This window comes from Marinicella rhabdoformis (genome assembly GCF_009671245.1).
GTDB classification, from domain to species: domain Bacteria; phylum Pseudomonadota; class Gammaproteobacteria; order Xanthomonadales; family Marinicellaceae; genus Marinicella; species Marinicella rhabdoformis.
Map to the genome: position 1 here is coordinate 56,729 of NZ_VTFS01000006.1, position 19,190 is coordinate 75,918.

The window sequence follows — 19,190 nt, forward strand, 5'->3', positions numbered from 1 at the left end:
TTTTAGTCACTCAATTCTTCGTCAACTTTGGCCATTAGCTGTTCAATTTCGTTATGACGGCCTTGATCAGCTTTCGGTCTGTCGGCCCGTGGTTCGGCCATTTGGGCTTTCTTCAAATGCTTTTTTGCTCTCACATAGTCGTCCTCTTCTTCAAACATGAATTCAGCATAAAAATAATTAGAATCAATGCCATTTGGATTCATTTTTAAACCTTTTTCTAAATTTTTTAATGCTTTTTTATCGCTACCAAACCCAATCGGCCAACCAGGCACTTTGCTGTAAAGCACACCCAAACTGGTGTAAGCCGAACCGTTCAATACATCACCATTCATGTTGATGGCCGCTTCGTATGATTTTTTGGCATGTTTGGCCAAGCTCAAAGCTCCCAGTCCACCTTTGGCACCGGCATAACTGGAATAAACAATGCCTTCCCATATCAGTGCTTCAGGTTGGTTTTCCTTTTTTAATGCCACTTTGGTGGCTGCTTGTGCCAGCTGCTCAAATGCCTTTTCTTTGGCATCTCCTTCAGGCAAATAGTTAACTTCAGCCCATTGTGATTGGATTTGCTTTACTTCTTCAGTTAATGATGCTGTGGCGGTATTTGTAATCAAAATGCCGAATAAAAACAGTTGTGTAATGGTTTTCATGAGTTCACCTTTTTGTTTAAATAAGATTGGATGGTTTTTTGGTCTTTGCTTATGGCCTTGGATACCATGTTGGGTAACAGTGCATTGATTTTGACAAACAGTTTTTCAGGCCAGCCGTAAAACTTTTCACTGTGGTTTTTTTCTATGGAACTGATAATCCACCGGGCAATTTTTTGAGGCTTGTCCACTGCATTACCTAATTTCTCATTCAAGGCATTCACTGCTGATGTGTTGATGCCAGTTGCCATTGCCCTTGGAGCCAAATACTGGGCATTGACTGTGGTATTTATTAATTCGCGGTTCAATGCTTGAGTAAAGCCTCTGAGGCCAAATTTGCTTGCGCAATAGGTACTGAATCCGGGATAGCCTATGCCACCAAAACTGGAACCGATGTTAATTATTCGTGCATGTTCGGCCTGTTGTAGCCACGGCATCAGCTGTTTAGATAAAACGATTGGTGTCAATAAATTGACCTTTAATACATTTTCAATATCAGCTTCGTCACTGTTATTAAGAAAACTAGCATCACTTAGCGCAGCATTATTTATCAGCATGTGCTCAGGACTTTGTTTGTTTTCGAGCAGTGTTTTTAAAGCGGATGTTGTGGTCCTATCTGAAATGTCACCCACCACAACATCTGAGGTGTGTTTCAATGCACTTTGTAACTGCTGTAGTTTATTTGAATCACGGCCTAGTAACACCAAGTCAGCACCCTGCTCCGACAAAGCCTCAGCCAACACATGACCCAAGCCACCATAAGCACCTGTTAAGACCACGGTTTGATTTTTCCAATTGAAACTCATGATACTGGTAGCCCCCTGAATATGCCGGCATACAGGTGATAGAATTTTTTGCACGACTTGATGACCTCTGACAATTGTGCCTCAGAAAGCTTATTAATCAAATCTTCAAAGAATTTTTGATGACCTTGATCCAAATCTCCATGTGAATAAAGGTAACTGAATGCTTTATTAGGCAAGCCTAAAGTGTTTTTTACACTGTTTGCCACATGTGTAGCAAGTAATACACTGGTGCCTTCTAAAACATGGACCAGGCCTAAAAATGTCAACGGCCCTATTCTGTTAATGGAATCATAAGCATAAGCGACCATCATTTCGGTCGCAAAAGCAGGTTCTGAATCCCTGACTTCGGCGGCATCACCACCAGAGGCCGTGATGTCATTTAGAATCCATTGTTCATGACCAATCTCTTCTTCGATGTATTCGGCCATGGCTGTTCTGATCCATTCATCTTGGTGTGAAATTTTACTACCCGTCAGCATCAATAATGGCACCGTGTGCTTCACGTGGTGATAGGCTTGAGTCAAGAATGCCACATAAGTTTCTAATTTGATGTCACCTTGAGTGGCTTGTTGTATCACTGGCAGTGACAATAGTTGTTGTTGTTCAGTTGCTGTTGCTTTGCATAACTTTTCAAATGGCTTGGCTAATGATTTCAGTGCGTGTTGCATAAATTTTCTCCAATGTGTTTTTGTGAGTTTTAAAAATTTGTTTGTGTTTGGTTTTACCTGAGCTGGTCAACTGACCATTTTGAATGGTGAAAGGCTCGATGGTTATGGTTTTGATGATTCGGGCATAGTCAGGAAGTGTCTGATTAAGCCGATCAACGGCTTGCTGTAATTTTGGTTTGCTTAATTGAGTCACACAAAGTGCAGTCAGGAAAGGTTTGGCTTCTCCATAAATCACTGCTTGGTGCACCCCTGGTATGGCCAACAGTTCACCTTCCAGCCAATCAGGTAAAATATTCCTGCCGAAAGAATTGATGATGGTGTTTTTCTTTCGGCCTGTGATGTTCAAATGACCTGCTTTATCTATTGTTCCTATGTCTCCGGTGGAAAAGTAGTTGTTGTGGTTTTTGCTGTGCCCTTGAATCAAATAATCTGAACACCCCAAATAACCTAAAAATCTTGGCCCCTTAACCAACACTTCACCGTCTTCGGCGAGCTGAATATCACAGTGAGGTAAAGCTTTACCCACCCCATAAACGGCATTTTTTTCAGTATTCAAACAAATAACAGAGCCACATTCGCTGATGCCATAACCCTGATAAACGGGCAAACCCATGTCATGAGCGCATTGAATCAAGTGGGGTGAGCAAACAGCACCACCGACTGCAATAAATTTGATAAACCCCAAATCTATGGGATGCGCTGTCAAGTAACTGATCAACTCTTTGAGCATTTGAGGCATCATGATCAAACTGTCAGCTTGGTGTTCAACAATGGCAGCGGTCATGGTTACAATGTCCAGCTTTCCTGAACCAGTCATGCCAATTTGGCTCAACGGTAAACTGATGATTTCCAAGCCCGCAAACTGGTTCGCGTAAGTGGCGGCCATATTTTCAAGAAGTACACTGTATGGTAATAAGCTGAGGTGTTTGGTCAAACCTAATTCACGCGTCGCCTGAGCCAATGAATGCCCTACTTTTGCCAAATGGGCTTCACTTAAACAGACCCCTTTGGGTTCATTGGTGGTGCCAGATGTGTAGGTGATTTTGTGAGTACCTTCTGGTAATTTGGGCAGTTCTGTAATTGTTTTGTGTAATAAATAAAGGCCACTTTCACATGCCTCAACAAGCTGAAAACCAAGCTGTTGATATAAAGGCAACGCGCGCGAATCACAGACTATGGCGGACACGCCAGCTTGCTGGATTAAATGTTGAATTTGGCTGATTGAAAAAAAATAAGGCACAGGGATTATGACCCAATCTAATTCAGTGGCATAAGCATCAATCTGCAACCATGCTTCACTGTTATCAAGGTGAATTACCAGTCTTTGATTTAGCCGTTGATCTACATGTTGATCCGCGCATTGATCTGGGCTTTGTTTTGCCAATGACTGCATGGCTGTCAGCACTTTATGTCCGAGGTGATTTGTCATGGGTACATTCAGGGTCATCATGTGTTCATGTTGGTTTCAATACTTGAGTAATACACGGCTGGCTTGAAATCATAGTAGTTACCCCAATTTGTTTTGCTGTGCCTGAGCGCTTCAGGATCAGCAAGTTGCAGGTGAGTCAGTTGAATGCCCATTCTCTTGAATGCTATTTTGATGGGTCGAGACAGGGTGTAAATAGCCCACTTAACATCCAAGCTTTTCAAAAACTGTGCCACCAATGGCATCACCGTGTTTACATTTGATGTTTCTGAAACAATGAAATGACCGAGTTCTATCACTTCTTTTCTATCAATACTTTGCCCTTCTTTTACTGAGATCAATGACTCGATACTTTGCATTAAATACTTTTCTGAAAACAGCTGGTCACCTTCGGCATAACGCAAACCAACCGCGCCAAGAATATGACCACTATCGATTTCTTTGATGGCCAGAATCACAGGAAAAAACTCAACCAAAGTGGCATTAAAATGCTTTTGGTATCCATTGGCTATAAATGATTCAACCCGTCCCCTTGCTTCATCAACAGGAGAAACCAGCATCAACTGAATGCCTTGGGTAAAAGGTGTGGCTTTGGATTGGACTGTATTTTTGGGTGCTGCTTTTTTTATATTTAAAGCCCAATTATTGGCGGGTAAAAAGCCCATGGTTTTGTTTATCATAGTCACTCCAATGCCTAGAATTTGTGGCATATTTGCTGTTTGCCATGCTGAAATCAGTTGGCTTGTGACTTTTTGAGCATGCCAGCCACATAAATCAATCGCAAAAAATGAAATAAAATGAAATAAGTTAAAATAAGTCGATTGATTTAGGAATGTGATGCCCTCTAAGTGTTAAACAATTGTTAATAATGAAGTGGATGAAAACGCATAAAGCGGATATAAAGCTGGCCAAAGCCTTAATGAAAGGGAATGAAAAGGTATTCAATAACTTTTTTGATGAATACCACCCGAGGATATTTAGGTTTATTATGAGCCGCATAGATCAAGACTATGATTTAGCACATGACATGGCACAAGACACCTTGTGTAAAGCATTAGAGAAAATCGCTGACTACAGAGGAGAAGCTGCCCTGTTCACTTGGATGTGTCAAATCAGCCGCAGTTTGATTCATGCACATTTTGTCAAACACAAACGAAGGGCTCAAGTGGTTCAGCCTCTGGCCGACACTGAAGAGATGAAAAACATATTGGAAAATATCGCCATGAACGATCAATTACAACCGGAACAACTGTCGATGAACCTACAACTCAAACAAATCATTGAAGAGGTGTTAGATCATTTACCCAAAGATTATGGCAATGTGTTGACATGGAAATACGTGGATGATTTGAGTGTCAATGAAATTGCTGCTCAACTACAAACCACACAAATAGCGGCACAATCTATATTGGCCAGAGCGCGCAAATCCTTTCAACAAGTGATAAATAAAATGCTGCAACATGACACATTAAGGGCGCTGATAGTTGGTCATACGGAAAACCATCATGGATAACGCTGAAAACAAAAAAGGCGGCAGCAAAGGTTCGAATCACGCTGATGAGTTGTTAACACAATTAGGTAACAGAACAACACCCGATGCACAAAAAAGTGCTGAGAGTAAAGCTGTTGTGAAAGCACATTGGCAGCAACAAATTCAAAAACACAAAAAGGCCAGACAAGCCCAACATAAAAAATATTTGTGGCCGATGGCAGCCAGTTTCTTACTGGTAGCATCATTGCTTTTGTTTCGCAATCAAACAGAAAAAACCACAATTGAACCTGTGTTTTTGGCATCTATTGCGGCATATCAGGGTGAAGTATCAATACAGCAAATCGGTGGTAAATTTAAAGAACTGCGCAGTGACAGTCCATTAAAACAGGGCACACAATTGCAAACGGATGATGACAGTTTTCTGTCAATGAAATTGCTCGATAACAGTGAAATCAGGCTGGCTGCCAACACCACATTAATCTTGCGTACGGGTTCTATAGAGTTGAAACAAGGTCAGTTATACCACGACACAGACAGTGCATTTAAAGCGATGCCGCTGACCATTGAAACCGAATACGGGAAAATTAAACACATAGGTACACGGTATTTAGTGAATGCGAAAGCTGATCAAGTTGATGTGGCTGTCAGGTCCGGTAAAGTAAAAGTTTCAAATGACCACGCTGTTGAAGAAGTGCTCAACAGTCAACAAAAAATACAGTTGATGGACAGTGAAAATAGTGGGATCAGCCCGATTGCTGCAAACGATCCTATTTGGGACTGGACTTTCAAAGCACAGGCTGAATTTAAGTTAAACCAAAAGTCACTGCATGACTTTGTAGAATGGTACGCACACCAAACCGGCATCCAAGTTGACTGGAACCAATTAGAAAGCCAAACCAAACGTGTCAAGTTAAATGGCAGCATCAAAAACATGAATGCTGAACAAGCCATCAAAACAGTGTTTTTATCAACCCAATATTTTTACCACATTAAAAATGGAGTATTGCAAATCACAGCCCAAGCAAATTAAAATTGTTTTTTTTGTCGTTTTTATCAATGATGACAGCTGTTCGAGCTTGCTTGTGTTTTGCCTTTCTGGTTTTAGTTCCAGCACCTTCCTTTGCTGAATTAAAAACACTGATTCAATGGATTGATTTTTATAATAAATCGGGTGAAGGTATATTTTACAGCAGTGACTATTTAACTGACTCATTACTCAACCAACCCCTGTATATTAATCAAAAAAACACTGAACAACCAAACATTCAAAGCCTGAATAAAGCCCTGCTGCCACTTAAGCTGTCACTGGAATCAATCCTTCAAGAAAGCACAACAGTTTACGTGATCAGGCCCATTCAAAAACAGCCAATTTCAACCTTATTAATTCATGCCTATGACGCCAAAAGTGGCCATAAAATTCAATCCTTCTGGGCCTCATTATCTGGTCAGTCAAAAAAACAAAGCCTGCAACAAAGTATCGTTTTAACCAACCCTATTGGAGCTGATAACACTTTGATAATAAGTGCCACTGGCTATTACCATAAGCAATTGAAAGCTGAAATAAAACAAGGGAAAACCATGTTTTTAAAAGTAGCCTTAAATCCGTTGCCTGTGGCGTTGTCACACATCAGGGTGTCTTCCAGTTTGGTCAGTTTTCAATTGTATGAAAACAGTTTGAAACCCCTGTCTCGTGAAGATTTGGCAAACCAAGTCTCTTTTAATCATGACGCCCTTCGGGCTGCTGAAAACATGACTGGCAGTGCCGGTGATGGTATAAGTGGAAAAATTCACACACGAGGTGGAAACTTAAATGAATCATTGGTTTTGCTGGATAACCGAGAATTAAGAAACCCCTATCATTTCAAAGACTTTTTCTCTTTATTTTCAACAATCAATGACACTGTAGTAGATTCAATTGACTATTACAGCGGGGTTTTTCCTGTCAAATATGGAGGGAGATTGAGCGCTGTTTTAGATGTCAGCAGCAACCAATGGAATGACCTACCAAATCAAGAAGTCAACTTGGGTTTATTGACCAGTTCATACACTTTAAGATACCAAAATCCTGATCAAGATCGATATTACATGATGGCTTTGAGAACGGGTGGACAATTCATAGACAAACATTTAATTAAAGGTGTGGGTGTTCGTCCCGAATATGATGACGGGTATTTTAAAGCAGCTCAAATCATCAATCAAAACTGGCAGATGTCACAACACTTGTTGCTCTCTCGAGATGAAATAAAAATTGACGAAGACGATGAACTAGCTTCTGCAGATTATCATGACCAGAACCTTTGGTTTCAGTGGATTTATGACAATTTAGACAACCACCAAATACACTTACAAACTTATGCCAGCAGACGTCATGACAGAAGACAAGGCCAGCTGTCCGACGACAACAGTCAGGCCAGCGTCAATGAAGACATATTCAGCCAATTTCAAGGGATTAAATTTGAACACCAGTGGACAATTAGTGCCCGTTTATTGTTTGACTATGGCTTTGATGTCAGCACCGAAGAAACACAGATTGATTCAATCAGAAACATCAATCATCATGGTTCCTTACCAGAAGCCTTGGGCTTGAATCATGAATACAACAGGCAATTTCATTTTGAAGAACATGGTGTCTCTATAAAAAGTTATGCCAATGCCCGTTATCAATGGAATGAAGAATGGACCATGGATTTAGGCGTACATTACCATAACCAAGAATGGGTTCGTGGTGGCTCATTAAGCCCACGGTTGAATGTGGCTTATTTTCCAAACAACAAAACTTCTTGGCATTTGGGCATGGGTCGGCATCAACAAACCCAGCACATCGATGAACTGCTATTAGAAGACAGTGCACCCTCCTATTTTAAACCGGCATCAGCTGACTTGATGGTTTTAGAATTCAACCACCAGTTCACCAAGCGTTGGTCATTCCTCAGTGAGGTGTATTACAAAAAATACAGTCGAACCCACCCTTATTATGAAAACATGTTCAATGGCTTTCATGTGTTACCCGATTTATTCTATGACAGAATTCGCATCAATCCTGATGATGCCAAGGCAGCAGGTTTAGAACTCACATTAAAGGGCGATTATAAAAACATAAATTGGTCAACCAGCTATACTTTCAGTGATGTTAAAGATGAATTTGAATCAGTCTCAGTACCAAGAAGTTGGAATCAACGCAACGCATTCAATGTATTCCTCAGCGTCCCTGTCAAGTCATGGCGTTTGAGTGTAAACGCTAAGTTTCACAATGGCTGGCCTAGAACACAGATAGTCGAACATACTGAAATGGATGATGTTCTTTTTATTGGACAACGCAACAAAACGATGTTCAAAGATTTTTATCAACTTGACTTGAAATTAGCTCGATCGTGGCAATCTTCATTAGGCCGGTGGCAAGCTGAAATTCAGCTGACTAATGCATTGAATACCAACAACCCATGTTGTACTGATTATTACCTAAGCGAAGGTATATTAGCTGTCAATACTAAAAACCAACTGCCCTTATTACCTAATTTTAGAGTCAGTTTTAAATGGTGATACATAGCAGGTTCAAGAGCAGCTAATTCGGCATTAAATAATGTTAAAATGGCAGCGTATTTTTTAATTGTTGATTTAAATCAAATGCTTATTTTTTAACAAAAATATAAGCTTAAACATGTCATTCAAATGTTTTTAGGAGAAAGAAATGAAAGTTGTATGTGTACCTGTTATTGACAGACCTGAGTGTGCTGTGGCATTAAACACAGCCTTTGAATTGAGCCAAAGTTTGGATGCCGCTGTGATGGGATATCATTTGCGCGCTCACAGAGAAAGTGCTGTGAATTTGCCAGAAGCAGTTTCTGAAATGGTCAATGGGGACGAAAACAATCCATCAGATAGCGAAAATAACCAACAAAGTGCTGAAAAGTTATTTGCTAGATTGGCTGATATGCATGGCTATGTGTTCAAGAAAAAAGCCAGCGCAGCACCTGTGGCTTTGTGGCAAGCCAAAACAGGCTCTCCGGACAAACTGTTTTCAATCATAGGTCCCGTCACTGATATGATTGTAGTTTCTCGCCCTAAAAAAGGTGGAAAAGTGGCGCGTAAATTCATGCTGTCAGCACTGTTAAATTCAGCCAAACCTGTGATGATTTTACCTCAAAAACCCACAAAAACAGTCGGCAAGAAAATTTGTATCGCTTGGAATCAGAGTCCAGAAGCTGCACGGGCTGTGGCCGCAGCAATGCCATTAATCAAACAAGCAGACCAAGTTACCATCATGTCCAATGGCACTCAAAACAGGCTGGGACCTAAGGTCAAACACCTGAAACAATACTTAACCATGCATGGCATTAATGCCAATCACATCAAACTTAAAAGCAAAAAAGATGCTACTGCTTTGGTTAAAGCCTATAAAGAGTCAGAATCAGACTTATTGGTTATGGGTGCATACAGTAAAAGTCGCCTGCGCCAAGTGATTTTTGGTGGTGTGACTGAACACATGCTGTTCTCAGCTGACATCCCCGTTTTTATGCTACACAGCTAAAACGTAATTCATGCATTTTTCAAGTGTGGCCATAGCATTCAGTGACGTCAGCTGGATTGCTGTGGCTTTCTTATTTGGCTGGACCGCAAAACAAATCAAATTGCCCCCATTGGTGGGCTTTTTGCTTGCGGGTTTTGTGATACAGCATTTTCCGCATGCTGATGCTGCCTTGTTTGATAAATTATCTGATATTGGCATCACCTTACTGCTGTTTACCATTGGCCTGAAAATCAATATCAAATCTTTAATCAAGCCACATATCTGGGCTGTTACCAGTTTACACACTGCCCTGGTCGTGACAGTATTTTTTGGTTTGTTTAAATTATTGGCTTGGGGCGGCTTCAGTCAACTACAAGACCTGAGTGATAACACGCTGGTCATTATTGCCTTTGCATTGAGTTTTTCTAGTACGGTTTTTGTTGTTAAAATATTAGAAGACAAAGGCGAGTATCAATCCAGACACGGTCAAATAGCGATTGGTGTGTTGGTCATTCAGGATATTTTTGCCGTTGTTTTTCTGGCTTTTTCTACTGGAAAGGTTCCATCAATTTGGGCTTTGGCTTTGTTGCTTTTGTGGCCAATGAGGCTACTTATTGCAAGGGTTTTAAATAAAATTGGCCATGGCGAATTGTTGGTGCTTTTTGGGTTCTTCTTGGCACTGGGTGGTGCACAAGTGTTCGAATTGGTGAGCTTGAAAGGTGACTTGGGTGCATTGATTGTGGGTATGTTATTGGCGCCACTTAAAAAGTCAGAAGAATTGGCCAAAACAATGATGGCATTCAAAGACTTGTTTTTATTGGGCTTTTTCATATCAATTGGTTTAACTGGAACTTTAACATGGAACAGTATCTGGATGGCTGCCTTGCTTTTGATCTTGGTGGCTTTTAAAACTGGCTTATTTTTTTGGTTGTTCAGTCGTTTCAGCTTACGTGCCAGAACCAGTGTCTTGGCCTCTTTGAATTTAAGCAACTACAGTGAATTTGGCTTGATAGTAGCGGCCATAGGTGTGACAAATCAATGGCTAACACCAGAGTGGCTGATTATCATTGCTGTGGCGATGAGCTTGTCACAAATTACCGCTGCGTTGCTCAATGCGAATGCACACCAACACTTCAAAGTTTACCGTCATTTTTGGCTGCGTTTTCAAAAGCAAATACGCTTACCGGATGACCAGGCCGTTGATATCAGTAGAGCCAAGGTGGTCATTATCGGTTTAGGTCGTGTAGGCTGTGGCGCCTATGATCACATGCATGAACAATTAGGCGATGAAGTGGTGGGTATAGACATTGATGCTGAAGTTGTTGAAACTGAATTGAGTAAAGGTCGACAAGCCATTGTCGGCGACCCTTCTGATGCAGATTTTTGGGATCGTGTTTTAGAGAATCATCAGTTGCAAATGGTAATGATAACCTTACCAAACATCAAAGCAGCTTTGTCTGTCATTGAACAATTGAAAACACTCCATTACGATGGTCAAATAGCTGCCACTTCGAGGTATTTTGATCACGAAGAAATTTATAAAGCTGCAGGCGTTGATACGGTTTTCAATGTATATACCCAAGCCGGTAGCGGGTTTGCCAGCCAAGTGCTGAAAATGACCTAAGATAAAGTCATTGAGTAATTGACTTTAATTACTCAATGCTTTGCTGGTAGTAAACCACTTCGTCATCACCTAAGGGGTCTTTGTGTATGTCAGTTTTAACATAAGTCATGCCCAGTTTTTTCATGATGTTGATAGATCCTTGGTTATCTGGAAATGCCAAAGCAGTGAAGTGCGTTATTTGCTGTGTGGTCTCTAAAGTGTTTTTTACAGCAATTGCAGCCTCTGTCGCATAACCTTTACCCCATGAAGACTGTTTAAAGCGCCATCCCAACTCTAAATCTTGCCATTTGGGATTATCAGAAAAGAAATCCATTGGACGAACCAATATCCAACCTATGAATGCTGCATTGTCTTTGGTAAACACACCCCACAAACCCCAGCCCTTGCTTTGGTCGGCATAACTGGCCATTCTGGGCAACATGACTTGGGTTAAGTCTTCCATGGTGGACACTTTCCCGCCATTGATGTATTTCATGACTTCTGGATCTTGGTCTAAATCAAACAATAAATCGGTGTCATTTTGAGTTAAAAATCGATAAATCAAACGTTCACTGTCAGGAATATTGAGCATGGTGAAATAGTACTTAAAACAGCTATTTTATATGAAAGTCATGTTTTGGATACAACAAAAGCCAACCAAGTTTTATCGTGTGACAAACTGATGCTTTCTTTGCGTTTTGTTTTGGTGGTATTATCAATCAAAATGGGCGGACCTGGTTTTCTATAATGACCCATATCCAGTTCTGGCCTGAAGATTTCAGCATCAATGCCCTGCTCCATCAATAACTTTTTAGCCAAGGTTCGAGTGAAATGTGATTGTTTGATGTTATCTGTGGCTGCGTGATTGTTTTCTATGGCAACAAGACATGGCTCGATTGATGTAAGGTTTTGAGCGGCAATGCAATGCACCACATCAAGAGCTGGCCAAGTGAGTTGAAAACTCAGAGAATGGGATTGGTAGTGGATTTCACCTTGAAAGACAGACTTCATGTCATGTTTGGATAACGCAATTAATGTAGTTTCTGACAATTCAAACTTTGGTGGCGAAAATTTGCAAGATAAATGTTGCTGTTGGTACGCCTTGTATGCCGCTTCTTTACAAGCCCAAAGAGTCCAAAATAAAGCGTTCTTATTACCGTTTTGAACCAAGAAATTAGACTCTAATTGACTTAAACAACGAGACACATATCTTTGATTTAAATACTTTTTTTCATCAACCGAATAGTCAACAATGTCATTGCCTATCATCAGCCTTAATCTTTATTCTGAGTAAAGTAATTGGCTTCCAATTGTTTCAATGATTCAATCATTTGGCTCGCCACATCACGCATGGCACGTCGACCTTTTTGTGTGCTTTGGATACTTTCAAGTTTCATTTCAACAGTGAAGTGTTCGCCTTTTACTGGTAATTTTGTGGCCGTTTTTTGATGCATGCCACGCAAGTAAACCATCAACACCTGTGGCAACTGACTGTCAATATGCAACTGCCCCACACCATAAATAAAATTTTGATCATTGATGCGACCAGTGTTACTGCGTGTACCTTCGGGAAACACCATGATGTGGTGCCCTTTTTGCAACAAAGCACTGGCTTGAATCATCGTTTGTTTTGATGCTGAAACTTCTTTTTCAATCAACAAACATTTACCTAAATAGCACACCACACGGTGAAGCCAGTTTTCTTTGACATGAGCTGCTTTGGGTAAATTCCAGCACAATCGGCGAAAATGCTTGGCGTAATACCACGGTGATGCGAAGGCCCAAATAAGCAGCATGGAATCTATGAATGTTAAATGGTTGGGACAAACCAACAAACCTTGTGGGGTTGATTCGCAAATCTCACGGTATTGACGTCTGATGTCTTTGATGTTTTCGATTTGGTATTTTCGAACAAATTTCATCCAAAAAATACACAGCAAATACAACAAAGGGAACAGCAAGTAACTGACCACCTGCTGAATCAATAACCCCAAACCACCTGATGTTTCACCATATTGTGATGCTGTCTTTGTCAAACCCCGCCCAACCTTGTTTGTGAGCGGGTATGAATCACTTCAATCATTAGATTTTGGCGTTGATCACTTTAACCGCATCACCAATGGTACGGATTTCATCAGCTTCTTCATCGCTCACTTCGATGTCAAACTCGTCTTCAAAGTCGATGACAATATCAACCAAACGTGCTGAATTCACAGATAAATCACCTAAAAAACTGGTGCTTTCAGTGGCGGCTTCTAAGGCTTCTGTATTTTTACAATAAGGTGCTACGATACTTTTTACTTTTTCAAAAATTTCATTACTCATGGTATTTCTCCGGTTAGCTATTTAATAATTTGTTTATTTTTCAGTATTTTTTGAACAACACACAGGCGTTCACGTCACCAAACCCAAAACTGGATTTGGCTAAAATTTGGGCGTCAATGGTTTTTGTTTCATGTACCACTGATCCCGCATAAGGTTCGATGTCTTGATGTAAATCTTTACAGTTTAATGAGCCATGGACAAAACCTTTGGCCAGTTGCAATACAGAAGCGACACACTCCATACCTCCTGCTGCACCCAAACCATGACCAATCATGCTTTTGGTGCTGTTAATCAATGGCAAATCACTGGCTTCACAGCCCAAAGCGGCTTGCCAATTTTTGATTTCATAAGGGTCAGCCATGGTGGCCGTCAAATGACCATTAATCAAGTCAACTTGTTCAGGCTTAATATCAGCACGTTTTAAGGCGGTTTTGATACAGCGCTGTACGCCAACTGGATTAGGGAATGTGATGCTGCCGCCATTTCTCTGGCCGCCACAATTCACATCAGCACCCAAAACTTCAGCATAAATTCGAGCACCTCGGGCTTGTGCGCTGCTCAATGATTCCAACATCAAAAAACCTGCGCCAGATCCAGGCACAAAACCCACTGCCGAAGCACTCATGGGTCGAGACGCACTTTCAGGGTCGTCATTGTACCCGCGTGCCAAAACACGCATGGCATCAAAGCCGGCCCAACTGTATTTGGATGCACCTTCTGTACCACCGACTAACACACGTTGGCTCAAGCCTTGCTTGATCATGTGGTAACCATTGGCTACTGCTTCTGTGCCCGTTGTACAGGCACTGGAATTGGTCGTTACTTGACCTCCTAAGCCGAGTAAGCCGCCGATATTCGCACTGGCTGAACTGGCCATGACTTGTTCCACTATGGTTGAGCCCAAACGCCTCACTTTTCCAGCGTCAGTTAATGGTACCAACTTTTCTCCAATGGTATCTAAACCACTGATGCCAGTTCCAATAATGGCAGCGGTGTTCCAATCTGTTTCTTCTCCAGGTTCTGGCAAGCCAGCGTCACGCCAACATTCTATAGCGGCTATAGCACCAAAAACCATCGCATCGTTCATCGCCAACAAAGACTCATCAGACAAGTAATTGTGTTTGATTTCATCGATGCCTTGAGGAATACCACCCACCTGACAAGCGAACTTAGCAGCAGCCAAATGTTCATGTTGTCTGATGCCAGAAACACCCTGTCGTAAAGCCTGTTCATAAGCTGTCAGACCATTGCCATTAGGAGCCACAACGCCCAAACCTGTAATGACCACTTTTTCCATTTTCATTTCACTCTCTTGATTCATCATATTCATTGCTATCAAACCTACTACTGAGCTTTCGCTACACCCATACCTGAAATCACACAACTGGTAACTAACTCACCTTGTTCATTGTGCATCTCCACTTCGGCTTTTAACTTCATGCGACGCCAAAATACCTTTTTGGCGGTGATGGTGACTGTTTCACCTGGCAAAACCGTACGAGAAAACTCAACCTCAGCATCACTGAATAAGGTCAACCATTGGTCCAATTGCGACGCTTCTAGTTTTAAAGACAAAAGATATAATCCGTAAGCCACCACACCCGTTTGCGCCATGGTTTCTAAAAGAATCACGCCGGGTGTGACCGGTTGACCTGGAAAATGCCCAGCATAAAAACTTTCGTCTTGTTTGTATGTATACCTGCCCACAATGTGCTCTTCATCCATGCTGATGATTTCATCTATGAACCTGAATGGCTTTTGTTGAGGCACCAAAGCCAAAACCTGTTCAGCAGTTAATGGTTTGATGACTTTGTTTTCATTGTTTACGTCTTCATTCATGTCTCCACTCATGACAACTTACCTCCCAATGCCTGATCACTTTCATGTGGGTAATTGGTGTATTGAATATTTTTGAAAATGCCGGCTTTGGCATCTTGTATGCTGTATATTTCTTGGTCATCAACAAACACCTTGGCCGAGCCTATAGCAATCGACGCGTCTTGCGCCGCCATGTTGGAAAATCGTTTGATTTCGACCTCATAGCGCACCACTTTGTTGTGCGGTCTGATTTGGCCGAAGAACTCGATGGCACCCGCACCCAAAGCACGGCCTGCGCCTTTGCCACCGCGAATGATGGCATAAAAGCCAATCAACTGCCACACGGCATCCACTCCCAAACAGCCCGGTTGCACAGGGTCTTGCCTGAAATGACATTGGAAAAACCAATCATCCAAAGAGATGTCTTGTTCGGCTACAATCCGTCCCCTTTTGCCTTTGTGGCTGATTTCAATGATGCGATCAAACATCAACATCGGTGGTGATGGTAACAGGCCACAACCTTCAATGGGCGCATCTTCAATCAAATCACCCCAAGAATAAGCCAACAGTTCTTGTTTGCTGAATGAGGTTCTTGCTAAAAAATCTTCATATTTGAGTTTCATTGTAATGCTCCATCACTTTTTTCTATGACCATACCGCCCCAGGTCAAACCCGCGCCGACAACAATCAATGTCAACAAATCTCCTGCTTTAAAAACATCCCAGTTTTGAGACAAAACAGAAGGTGCACCTGCACCACCACAATTACCAAATTCGTCAACGTTAAAGAGGTGCTTTTCATCTTGAATATCTAATTTCTTACATACAGATTTCAACATAGAAAGGTTGGCTTGGTGGCTGATAAAATAGTGCTGATTCAAGATTTTGTCTTCAGATTTTTGTAAGTGTTTGAACGTAGCCATGGTTTTTTTGATGGCAAACTTTTGTACTGACAAACCGTCTTGATAAAAGTGACCACCTGTTGGTGTCTGTACTTTCTCCCAAGAAGCAGGATCTGACTTCATGAATGTTTGTTTGACCTTCAAATCGGCCACATGTTTTTTAGATACAACTACTGCGGCGGCGCCATCACCTATTAACACGGCGGTTCTTCTGTCGCTGAAATCTGTAGTCGTGGTCCAACTTTCTGGAATCACACAAACCACATAGTCAGGCATGGCTGATGCGCCCATATTCGATAAAAAATGTATGTGGGCTGCAAAACTAGAGCATGCTGAACTGATGTCTATGCCCAAAGCGTTGATACCTGCTTGTTGTGCAATGACACAAGCATTGGCAGGCAAAGAATAAGTTGGTGCACACGAAGCGGCGACTACCATACCCACCTGTTCCTTGCTGACGCCTGCACGTGACAAGGCCATTTCTATGGCTTTGCACCCCATTTCGGCACTGCTTTCGAGCACCTCGCGTTCATTTAAAAACTGGTTTTGACTGGTTTTAATGTAATCCAAATTCATGACCGTTCGACGCGACTTGATGCCCACCCGTTCCATAATCCATTGGTCATTGGTTTCGATTCCCAAGCTTTCTAAAAAAGCATTGTCAATCACATTTTGTGGATGATAATGGCCCGCGCCATGAATGTATAAATTGTTATTTTGACTCATCATTTTGGCCTTAAAATGAAGCGATTTGTTCGCCACCATCGGCTCGAATCAACGCACCATTAATCCACTGGGCTTCATCACGAGTTAATAATGAAACCACATCTGCCACATCTTCAGGCGTGGTCAAACGTTTGAATGGGTTTTTCAACTTGGCCACTGCCTTCATGCGCGCACTGCCCGGAATGGCTTGAAGTGCTTTGGTGTCAGTCACACCGGCTTGGATGATATTTGAACGAATGCCTAATGGCGCAAATTCAACAGCAATCGAACGAGAAACCGACTCCAAGGCCACTTTGGCAGCGGAAACAGCAGCATAACCACGCCAAGCCACCGTATTCCCTTCAGAGGTCAAACCCAACACGCGGGCGTCATCGGCAAACAGTTCATTACTGGACAATTTTTGAGTCCAAGTCAACATGCTGGTACCCATGCTGTAAATGGTGCGTGTCATGTCTTCATCTTCAATCAAAACGTCGCTGTATTCAGGGGTTTCTAAAGGAAACAGTTCGTCACCTCCTTGTGAAATCAACTCAGCCACAGCTGCACTGAGCTTGCTTTCTTCAACACCCAAAGTTGCTGCCAATTTTGATAAGCCTGCGTTTTCAGTTTTTCCTTGTTGAGGTGCAATTAATTTCAAATTGCCGAAAGCTATCGAGTGCAACATCATTCTGACTCGGCCCGATGTGCCCATCGCCACTTTCAAACCGTCAACCACTTGGTTCATGCCTTTATCAGATAAAGCATCCACATTGAATGTGATCAGCTCTGTGCCGTTGGCCTTGATTTCTTCAAATGATTCATTGATGCTTTGCATGGCCCCACGACGGTCTCTGTGAACGATACAAATGTTCATGCCTTGTTCGCTGAGTTTTTTGGCACTGGCCAAGCCAAAACCACTTGATCCGCCCAAAATAACTGCCCATTGCTTGTTGTTGAATATGTTCATGGTGATTTGTCCCGTTTTTTTGTCTGGTTAATTGTTCGTTTAACTGCTTATGCTGAGAAGGCTTTGGCCGCACTTTTGAGGTTGATGACTGAAGTAATGCCCTGCCCTTGGGTTTTAAAAAAACCGCGCAAAGGTCTATTAGGTCCTATTTCAATCACTTGTTTGTCTGATAACAACTGCATGTTGTCACGCCATTTGACGCTGCCACTTAACTGTTTGGCCAAGCCATCAATCAAAGTGGCTTTGTTTTCAGGGTAAAAACCACCTAAAAAGTTAGAAGCCACTTTAGGCAAATGTTGCACTGATATTTGATCCGAAAAAGTCTCTAAAAAGTATTTGTATTCCACTTCTAAAGGCTGCATCCAACGCGAATGAAAAGCCGAACTAACCGTCAATGGAACGGCACGAAAAGGAACGTCATTATAAGTCTCAGCCAAAGAAGCTGTTGCCTCATCCACTGCTGATTTTTGACCACTCAAAACCACTTGCTGATCAGAGTTGTCATTCGCTACATCGACATCAAATTGAGCGGCCTCAGCCACCACAGCTTGGTATGGAATTTGATCCATGATGATGGCAGTCATGGCACCATCTTGTGTGGCTTGGCTCATCAATTGACCACGCTTGACCACCATTTTCAATGCCACATCAAAAGGCAACACACCTGCTGCCACCAAAGCCGAATATTCACCCAATGAATGTCCAGCAAAATAATCAGCTTGCCAATCATGTGTTTGAGATAATGCTTTATACATCGCCACTTCAGCTGTCAGTAAGCAAGGTTGTGTGTATTCAGTCTGATGAATCAGTTCATTGTCTTGATGACAAATTTCATAAACATCAAAACCCAAAATATCATTGGCTTCAGCGAACAATTGTGCTGAAGCTTCATGCTGCTCAATAAAATCTTTGGCCATGCCAACCTTTTGCGCCCCTTGTCCAGGGAATACCACTGCGTTGTAAGTCATTAAACACTTCAGTTAAAAACAAATGCGAATTATGAAGTCTTTAAAGCAAACAAGCAAGGGTAAAACTTATATAAATTTACACGTGTACGCTTAAATATTTGTTTTTCGTTAATTAAGTATTAAAACGAAGCAGCGAATACCACAGTCAACTTATTGTTTTATATGGTTTTTAATGGAATTTATCAGACATAAATACAAACAACTGAAATGGGAATGACCCGCCAAAATGATAACAACACACGCCAATCAGGTTACATGTGTTAGCTGTAAAGCAAACTACAATATAAACCCCTAATTCATAGCAGTTCTCAATCATTCTGTGAACAAATACTCAAATTATGGTCAGTACAAGCTCAACGC

20 protein-coding genes are annotated in these 19,190 nt (G+C 41.7%); 5 read left to right on the top strand and 15 right to left on the bottom strand.

Annotation, left to right across the window (positions count from 1 at the left end; translation table 11 throughout):
* Nucleotides 1-2: 2 nt before the first annotated feature.
* The 5 genes from FET73_RS12870 to FET73_RS12890 are packed head-to-tail and all read right to left on the bottom strand — an operon-like array spanning nucleotide 3 to nucleotide 4,224.
* Entirely contained in the window at nucleotides 3-647 is a 645-nt protein-coding gene (locus FET73_RS12870) for a tetratricopeptide repeat protein (RefSeq protein WP_154224381.1), read from the bottom strand.
* The gene (locus FET73_RS12875; protein WP_154224382.1) at nucleotides 644-1,450 is read right to left on the bottom strand and encodes an SDR family oxidoreductase; all 807 of its coding nucleotides are present in this window, start codon (nucleotides 1,448-1,450) and stop codon (nucleotides 644-646) included. Before FET73_RS12875 ends, FET73_RS12870 begins: the two co-directional genes overlap by 4 nt.
* Nucleotides 1,447-2,118: an iron-containing redox enzyme family protein gene (locus FET73_RS12880; RefSeq protein WP_154224383.1), complete on the bottom strand. Its 672-nt coding sequence runs from the start codon at nucleotides 2,116-2,118 to the stop codon at nucleotides 1,447-1,449. The genes FET73_RS12875 and FET73_RS12880 overlap by 4 nt, the downstream gene beginning before the upstream one ends.
* On the bottom strand, nucleotides 2,081-3,547 hold the full coding sequence (locus tag FET73_RS12885; RefSeq protein ID WP_179952285.1) for an AMP-binding protein: 1,467 nt from the start codon (nucleotides 3,545-3,547) through the stop codon (nucleotides 2,081-2,083). The genes FET73_RS12880 and FET73_RS12885 overlap by 38 nt, the downstream gene beginning before the upstream one ends.
* A 17-nt stretch (nucleotides 3,548-3,564) precedes the next feature.
* The gene (locus FET73_RS12890; RefSeq protein WP_218944339.1) at nucleotides 3,565-4,224 is read right to left on the bottom strand and encodes a thermostable hemolysin; all 660 of its coding nucleotides are present in this window, start codon (nucleotides 4,222-4,224) and stop codon (nucleotides 3,565-3,567) included.
* Between the two features lie 197 nt (nucleotides 4,225-4,421).
* Here FET73_RS12890 and FET73_RS12895 point away from each other — a divergent pair, with 197 nt between their 5' ends.
* The 5 genes from FET73_RS12895 to FET73_RS12915 all read left to right on the top strand — a co-directional run bounded on the left by FET73_RS12895 (nucleotide 4,422) and on the right by FET73_RS12915 (nucleotide 11,167).
* Nucleotides 4,422-5,057 carry an RNA polymerase sigma factor gene (locus tag FET73_RS12895; RefSeq protein ID WP_179952286.1) on the top strand — a complete coding sequence of 212 codons (636 nt, stop codon included), beginning with the start codon at nucleotides 4,422-4,424 and terminating at the stop codon, nucleotides 5,055-5,057.
* Nucleotides 5,050-6,066, top strand: coding sequence for a FecR domain-containing protein (locus FET73_RS12900; RefSeq protein ID WP_154224387.1), 1,017 nt, complete (start codon nucleotides 5,050-5,052; stop codon nucleotides 6,064-6,066). The genes FET73_RS12895 and FET73_RS12900 overlap by 8 nt, the downstream gene beginning before the upstream one ends.
* A gap of 29 nt (nucleotides 6,067-6,095) precedes the next feature.
* Nucleotides 6,096-8,576 (top strand): TonB-dependent receptor plug domain-containing protein, encoded by a 2,481-nt coding sequence (locus tag FET73_RS12905; RefSeq protein ID WP_179952287.1) that lies wholly within the window; start codon nucleotides 6,096-6,098, stop codon nucleotides 8,574-8,576.
* Between the two features lie 148 nt (nucleotides 8,577-8,724).
* On the top strand, nucleotides 8,725-9,564 hold the full coding sequence (locus tag FET73_RS12910; RefSeq protein ID WP_154224389.1) for a universal stress protein: 840 nt from the start codon (nucleotides 8,725-8,727) through the stop codon (nucleotides 9,562-9,564).
* A 10-nt stretch (nucleotides 9,565-9,574) separates the two neighbouring features.
* Entirely contained in the window at nucleotides 9,575-11,167 is a 1,593-nt protein-coding gene (locus tag FET73_RS12915; protein ID WP_154224390.1) for a cation:proton antiporter family protein, read from the top strand.
* 28 nt (nucleotides 11,168-11,195) lie between these two features.
* Here the strand turns inward: FET73_RS12915 and FET73_RS12920 are convergent, their stop codons facing one another.
* Genes FET73_RS12920 through FET73_RS12965 form a run of 10 tightly spaced genes read right to left on the bottom strand, consistent with a single transcriptional unit; the run spans nucleotide 11,196 to nucleotide 18,830 of the window.
* Nucleotides 11,196-11,738, bottom strand: coding sequence for a GNAT family N-acetyltransferase (locus FET73_RS12920; RefSeq protein ID WP_154224391.1), 543 nt, complete (start codon nucleotides 11,736-11,738; stop codon nucleotides 11,196-11,198).
* A gap of 38 nt (nucleotides 11,739-11,776) precedes the next feature.
* Nucleotides 11,777-12,415, bottom strand: a complete 639-nt coding sequence (locus FET73_RS12925) for a 4'-phosphopantetheinyl transferase superfamily protein (protein ID WP_154224392.1) — start codon at nucleotides 12,413-12,415, stop codon at nucleotides 11,777-11,779.
* Between the two features lie 5 nt (nucleotides 12,416-12,420).
* A complete protein-coding gene (locus FET73_RS12930; protein WP_154224393.1) occupies nucleotides 12,421-13,182 on the bottom strand; it encodes a lysophospholipid acyltransferase family protein in 762 nt (253 codons plus the stop codon).
* Between the two features lie 46 nt (nucleotides 13,183-13,228).
* Complete coding sequence (locus FET73_RS12935) at nucleotides 13,229-13,471, bottom strand: acyl carrier protein (RefSeq protein ID WP_154224394.1); 243 nt, start codon at nucleotides 13,469-13,471, stop codon at nucleotides 13,229-13,231.
* 40 nt (nucleotides 13,472-13,511) lie between these two features.
* Entirely contained in the window at nucleotides 13,512-14,792 is a 1,281-nt protein-coding gene (locus tag FET73_RS12940) for a beta-ketoacyl-[acyl-carrier-protein] synthase family protein (protein ID WP_218944340.1), read from the bottom strand.
* Between the two features lie 23 nt (nucleotides 14,793-14,815).
* Nucleotides 14,816-15,322 (bottom strand): 3-hydroxyacyl-ACP dehydratase FabZ family protein, encoded by a 507-nt coding sequence (locus tag FET73_RS12945; protein ID WP_218944341.1) that lies wholly within the window; start codon nucleotides 15,320-15,322, stop codon nucleotides 14,816-14,818.
* Complete coding sequence (fabA, locus tag FET73_RS12950) at nucleotides 15,319-15,912, bottom strand: bifunctional 3-hydroxydecanoyl-ACP dehydratase/trans-2-decenoyl-ACP isomerase (protein WP_154224396.1); 594 nt, start codon at nucleotides 15,910-15,912, stop codon at nucleotides 15,319-15,321. The genes FET73_RS12945 and fabA overlap by 4 nt, the downstream gene beginning before the upstream one ends.
* Nucleotides 15,909-16,916: a ketoacyl-ACP synthase III gene (locus FET73_RS12955; RefSeq protein ID WP_154224397.1), complete on the bottom strand. Its 1,008-nt coding sequence runs from the start codon at nucleotides 16,914-16,916 to the stop codon at nucleotides 15,909-15,911. The genes fabA and FET73_RS12955 overlap by 4 nt, the downstream gene beginning before the upstream one ends.
* A gap of 10 nt (nucleotides 16,917-16,926) precedes the next feature.
* Complete coding sequence (locus FET73_RS12960; protein WP_154224398.1) at nucleotides 16,927-17,862, bottom strand: SDR family oxidoreductase; 936 nt, start codon at nucleotides 17,860-17,862, stop codon at nucleotides 16,927-16,929.
* Nucleotides 17,863-17,909: 47 nt separating this feature from the next.
* A complete protein-coding gene (locus FET73_RS12965; RefSeq protein ID WP_154224399.1) occupies nucleotides 17,910-18,830 on the bottom strand; it encodes an ACP S-malonyltransferase in 921 nt (306 codons plus the stop codon).
* Between the last annotated feature and the right edge of the window lie 360 nt (nucleotides 18,831-19,190).

Coding starts and splice junctions, on each gene's coding strand:
- FET73_RS12870 (WP_154224381.1), bottom strand. CDS start 647: ATGAAAACCATTACACAACTGTTTTTATTCGGCATTTTGATTACAAAT.
- FET73_RS12875 (WP_154224382.1), bottom strand. CDS start 1,450: ATGAGTTTCAATTGGAAAAATCAAACCGTGGTCTTAACAGGTGCTTAT.
- FET73_RS12880 (WP_154224383.1), bottom strand. CDS start 2,118: ATGCAACACGCACTGAAATCATTAGCCAAGCCATTTGAAAAGTTATGC.
- FET73_RS12885 (WP_179952285.1), bottom strand. CDS start 3,547: ATGACAAATCACCTCGGACATAAAGTGCTGACAGCCATGCAGTCATTG.
- FET73_RS12890 (WP_218944339.1), bottom strand. CDS start 4,224: ATGATAAACAAAACCATGGGCTTTTTACCCGCCAATAATTGGGCTTTA.
- FET73_RS12895 (WP_179952286.1), top strand. CDS start 4,422: ATGAAAACGCATAAAGCGGATATAAAGCTGGCCAAAGCCTTAATGAAA.
- FET73_RS12900 (WP_154224387.1), top strand. CDS start 5,050: ATGGATAACGCTGAAAACAAAAAAGGCGGCAGCAAAGGTTCGAATCAC.
- FET73_RS12905 (WP_179952287.1), top strand. CDS start 6,096: ATGACAGCTGTTCGAGCTTGCTTGTGTTTTGCCTTTCTGGTTTTAGTT.
- FET73_RS12910 (WP_154224389.1), top strand. CDS start 8,725: ATGAAAGTTGTATGTGTACCTGTTATTGACAGACCTGAGTGTGCTGTG.
- FET73_RS12915 (WP_154224390.1), top strand. CDS start 9,575: ATGCATTTTTCAAGTGTGGCCATAGCATTCAGTGACGTCAGCTGGATT.
- FET73_RS12920 (WP_154224391.1), bottom strand. CDS start 11,738: ATGCTCAATATTCCTGACAGTGAACGTTTGATTTATCGATTTTTAACT.
- FET73_RS12925 (WP_154224392.1), bottom strand. CDS start 12,415: ATGATAGGCAATGACATTGTTGACTATTCGGTTGATGAAAAAAAGTAT.
- FET73_RS12935 (WP_154224394.1), bottom strand. CDS start 13,471: ATGAGTAATGAAATTTTTGAAAAAGTAAAAAGTATCGTAGCACCTTAT.
- FET73_RS12940 (WP_218944340.1), bottom strand. CDS start 14,792: ATGAATCAAGAGAGTGAAATGAAAATGGAAAAAGTGGTCATTACAGGT.
- FET73_RS12945 (WP_218944341.1), bottom strand. CDS start 15,322: ATGAGTGGAGACATGAATGAAGACGTAAACAATGAAAACAAAGTCATC.
- fabA (WP_154224396.1), bottom strand. CDS start 15,912: ATGAAACTCAAATATGAAGATTTTTTAGCAAGAACCTCATTCAGCAAA.
- FET73_RS12955 (WP_154224397.1), bottom strand. CDS start 16,916: ATGAGTCAAAATAACAATTTATACATTCATGGCGCGGGCCATTATCAT.
- FET73_RS12960 (WP_154224398.1), bottom strand. CDS start 17,862: ATGAACATATTCAACAACAAGCAATGGGCAGTTATTTTGGGCGGATCA.
- FET73_RS12965 (WP_154224399.1), bottom strand. CDS start 18,830: ATGACTTACAACGCAGTGGTATTCCCTGGACAAGGGGCGCAAAAGGTT.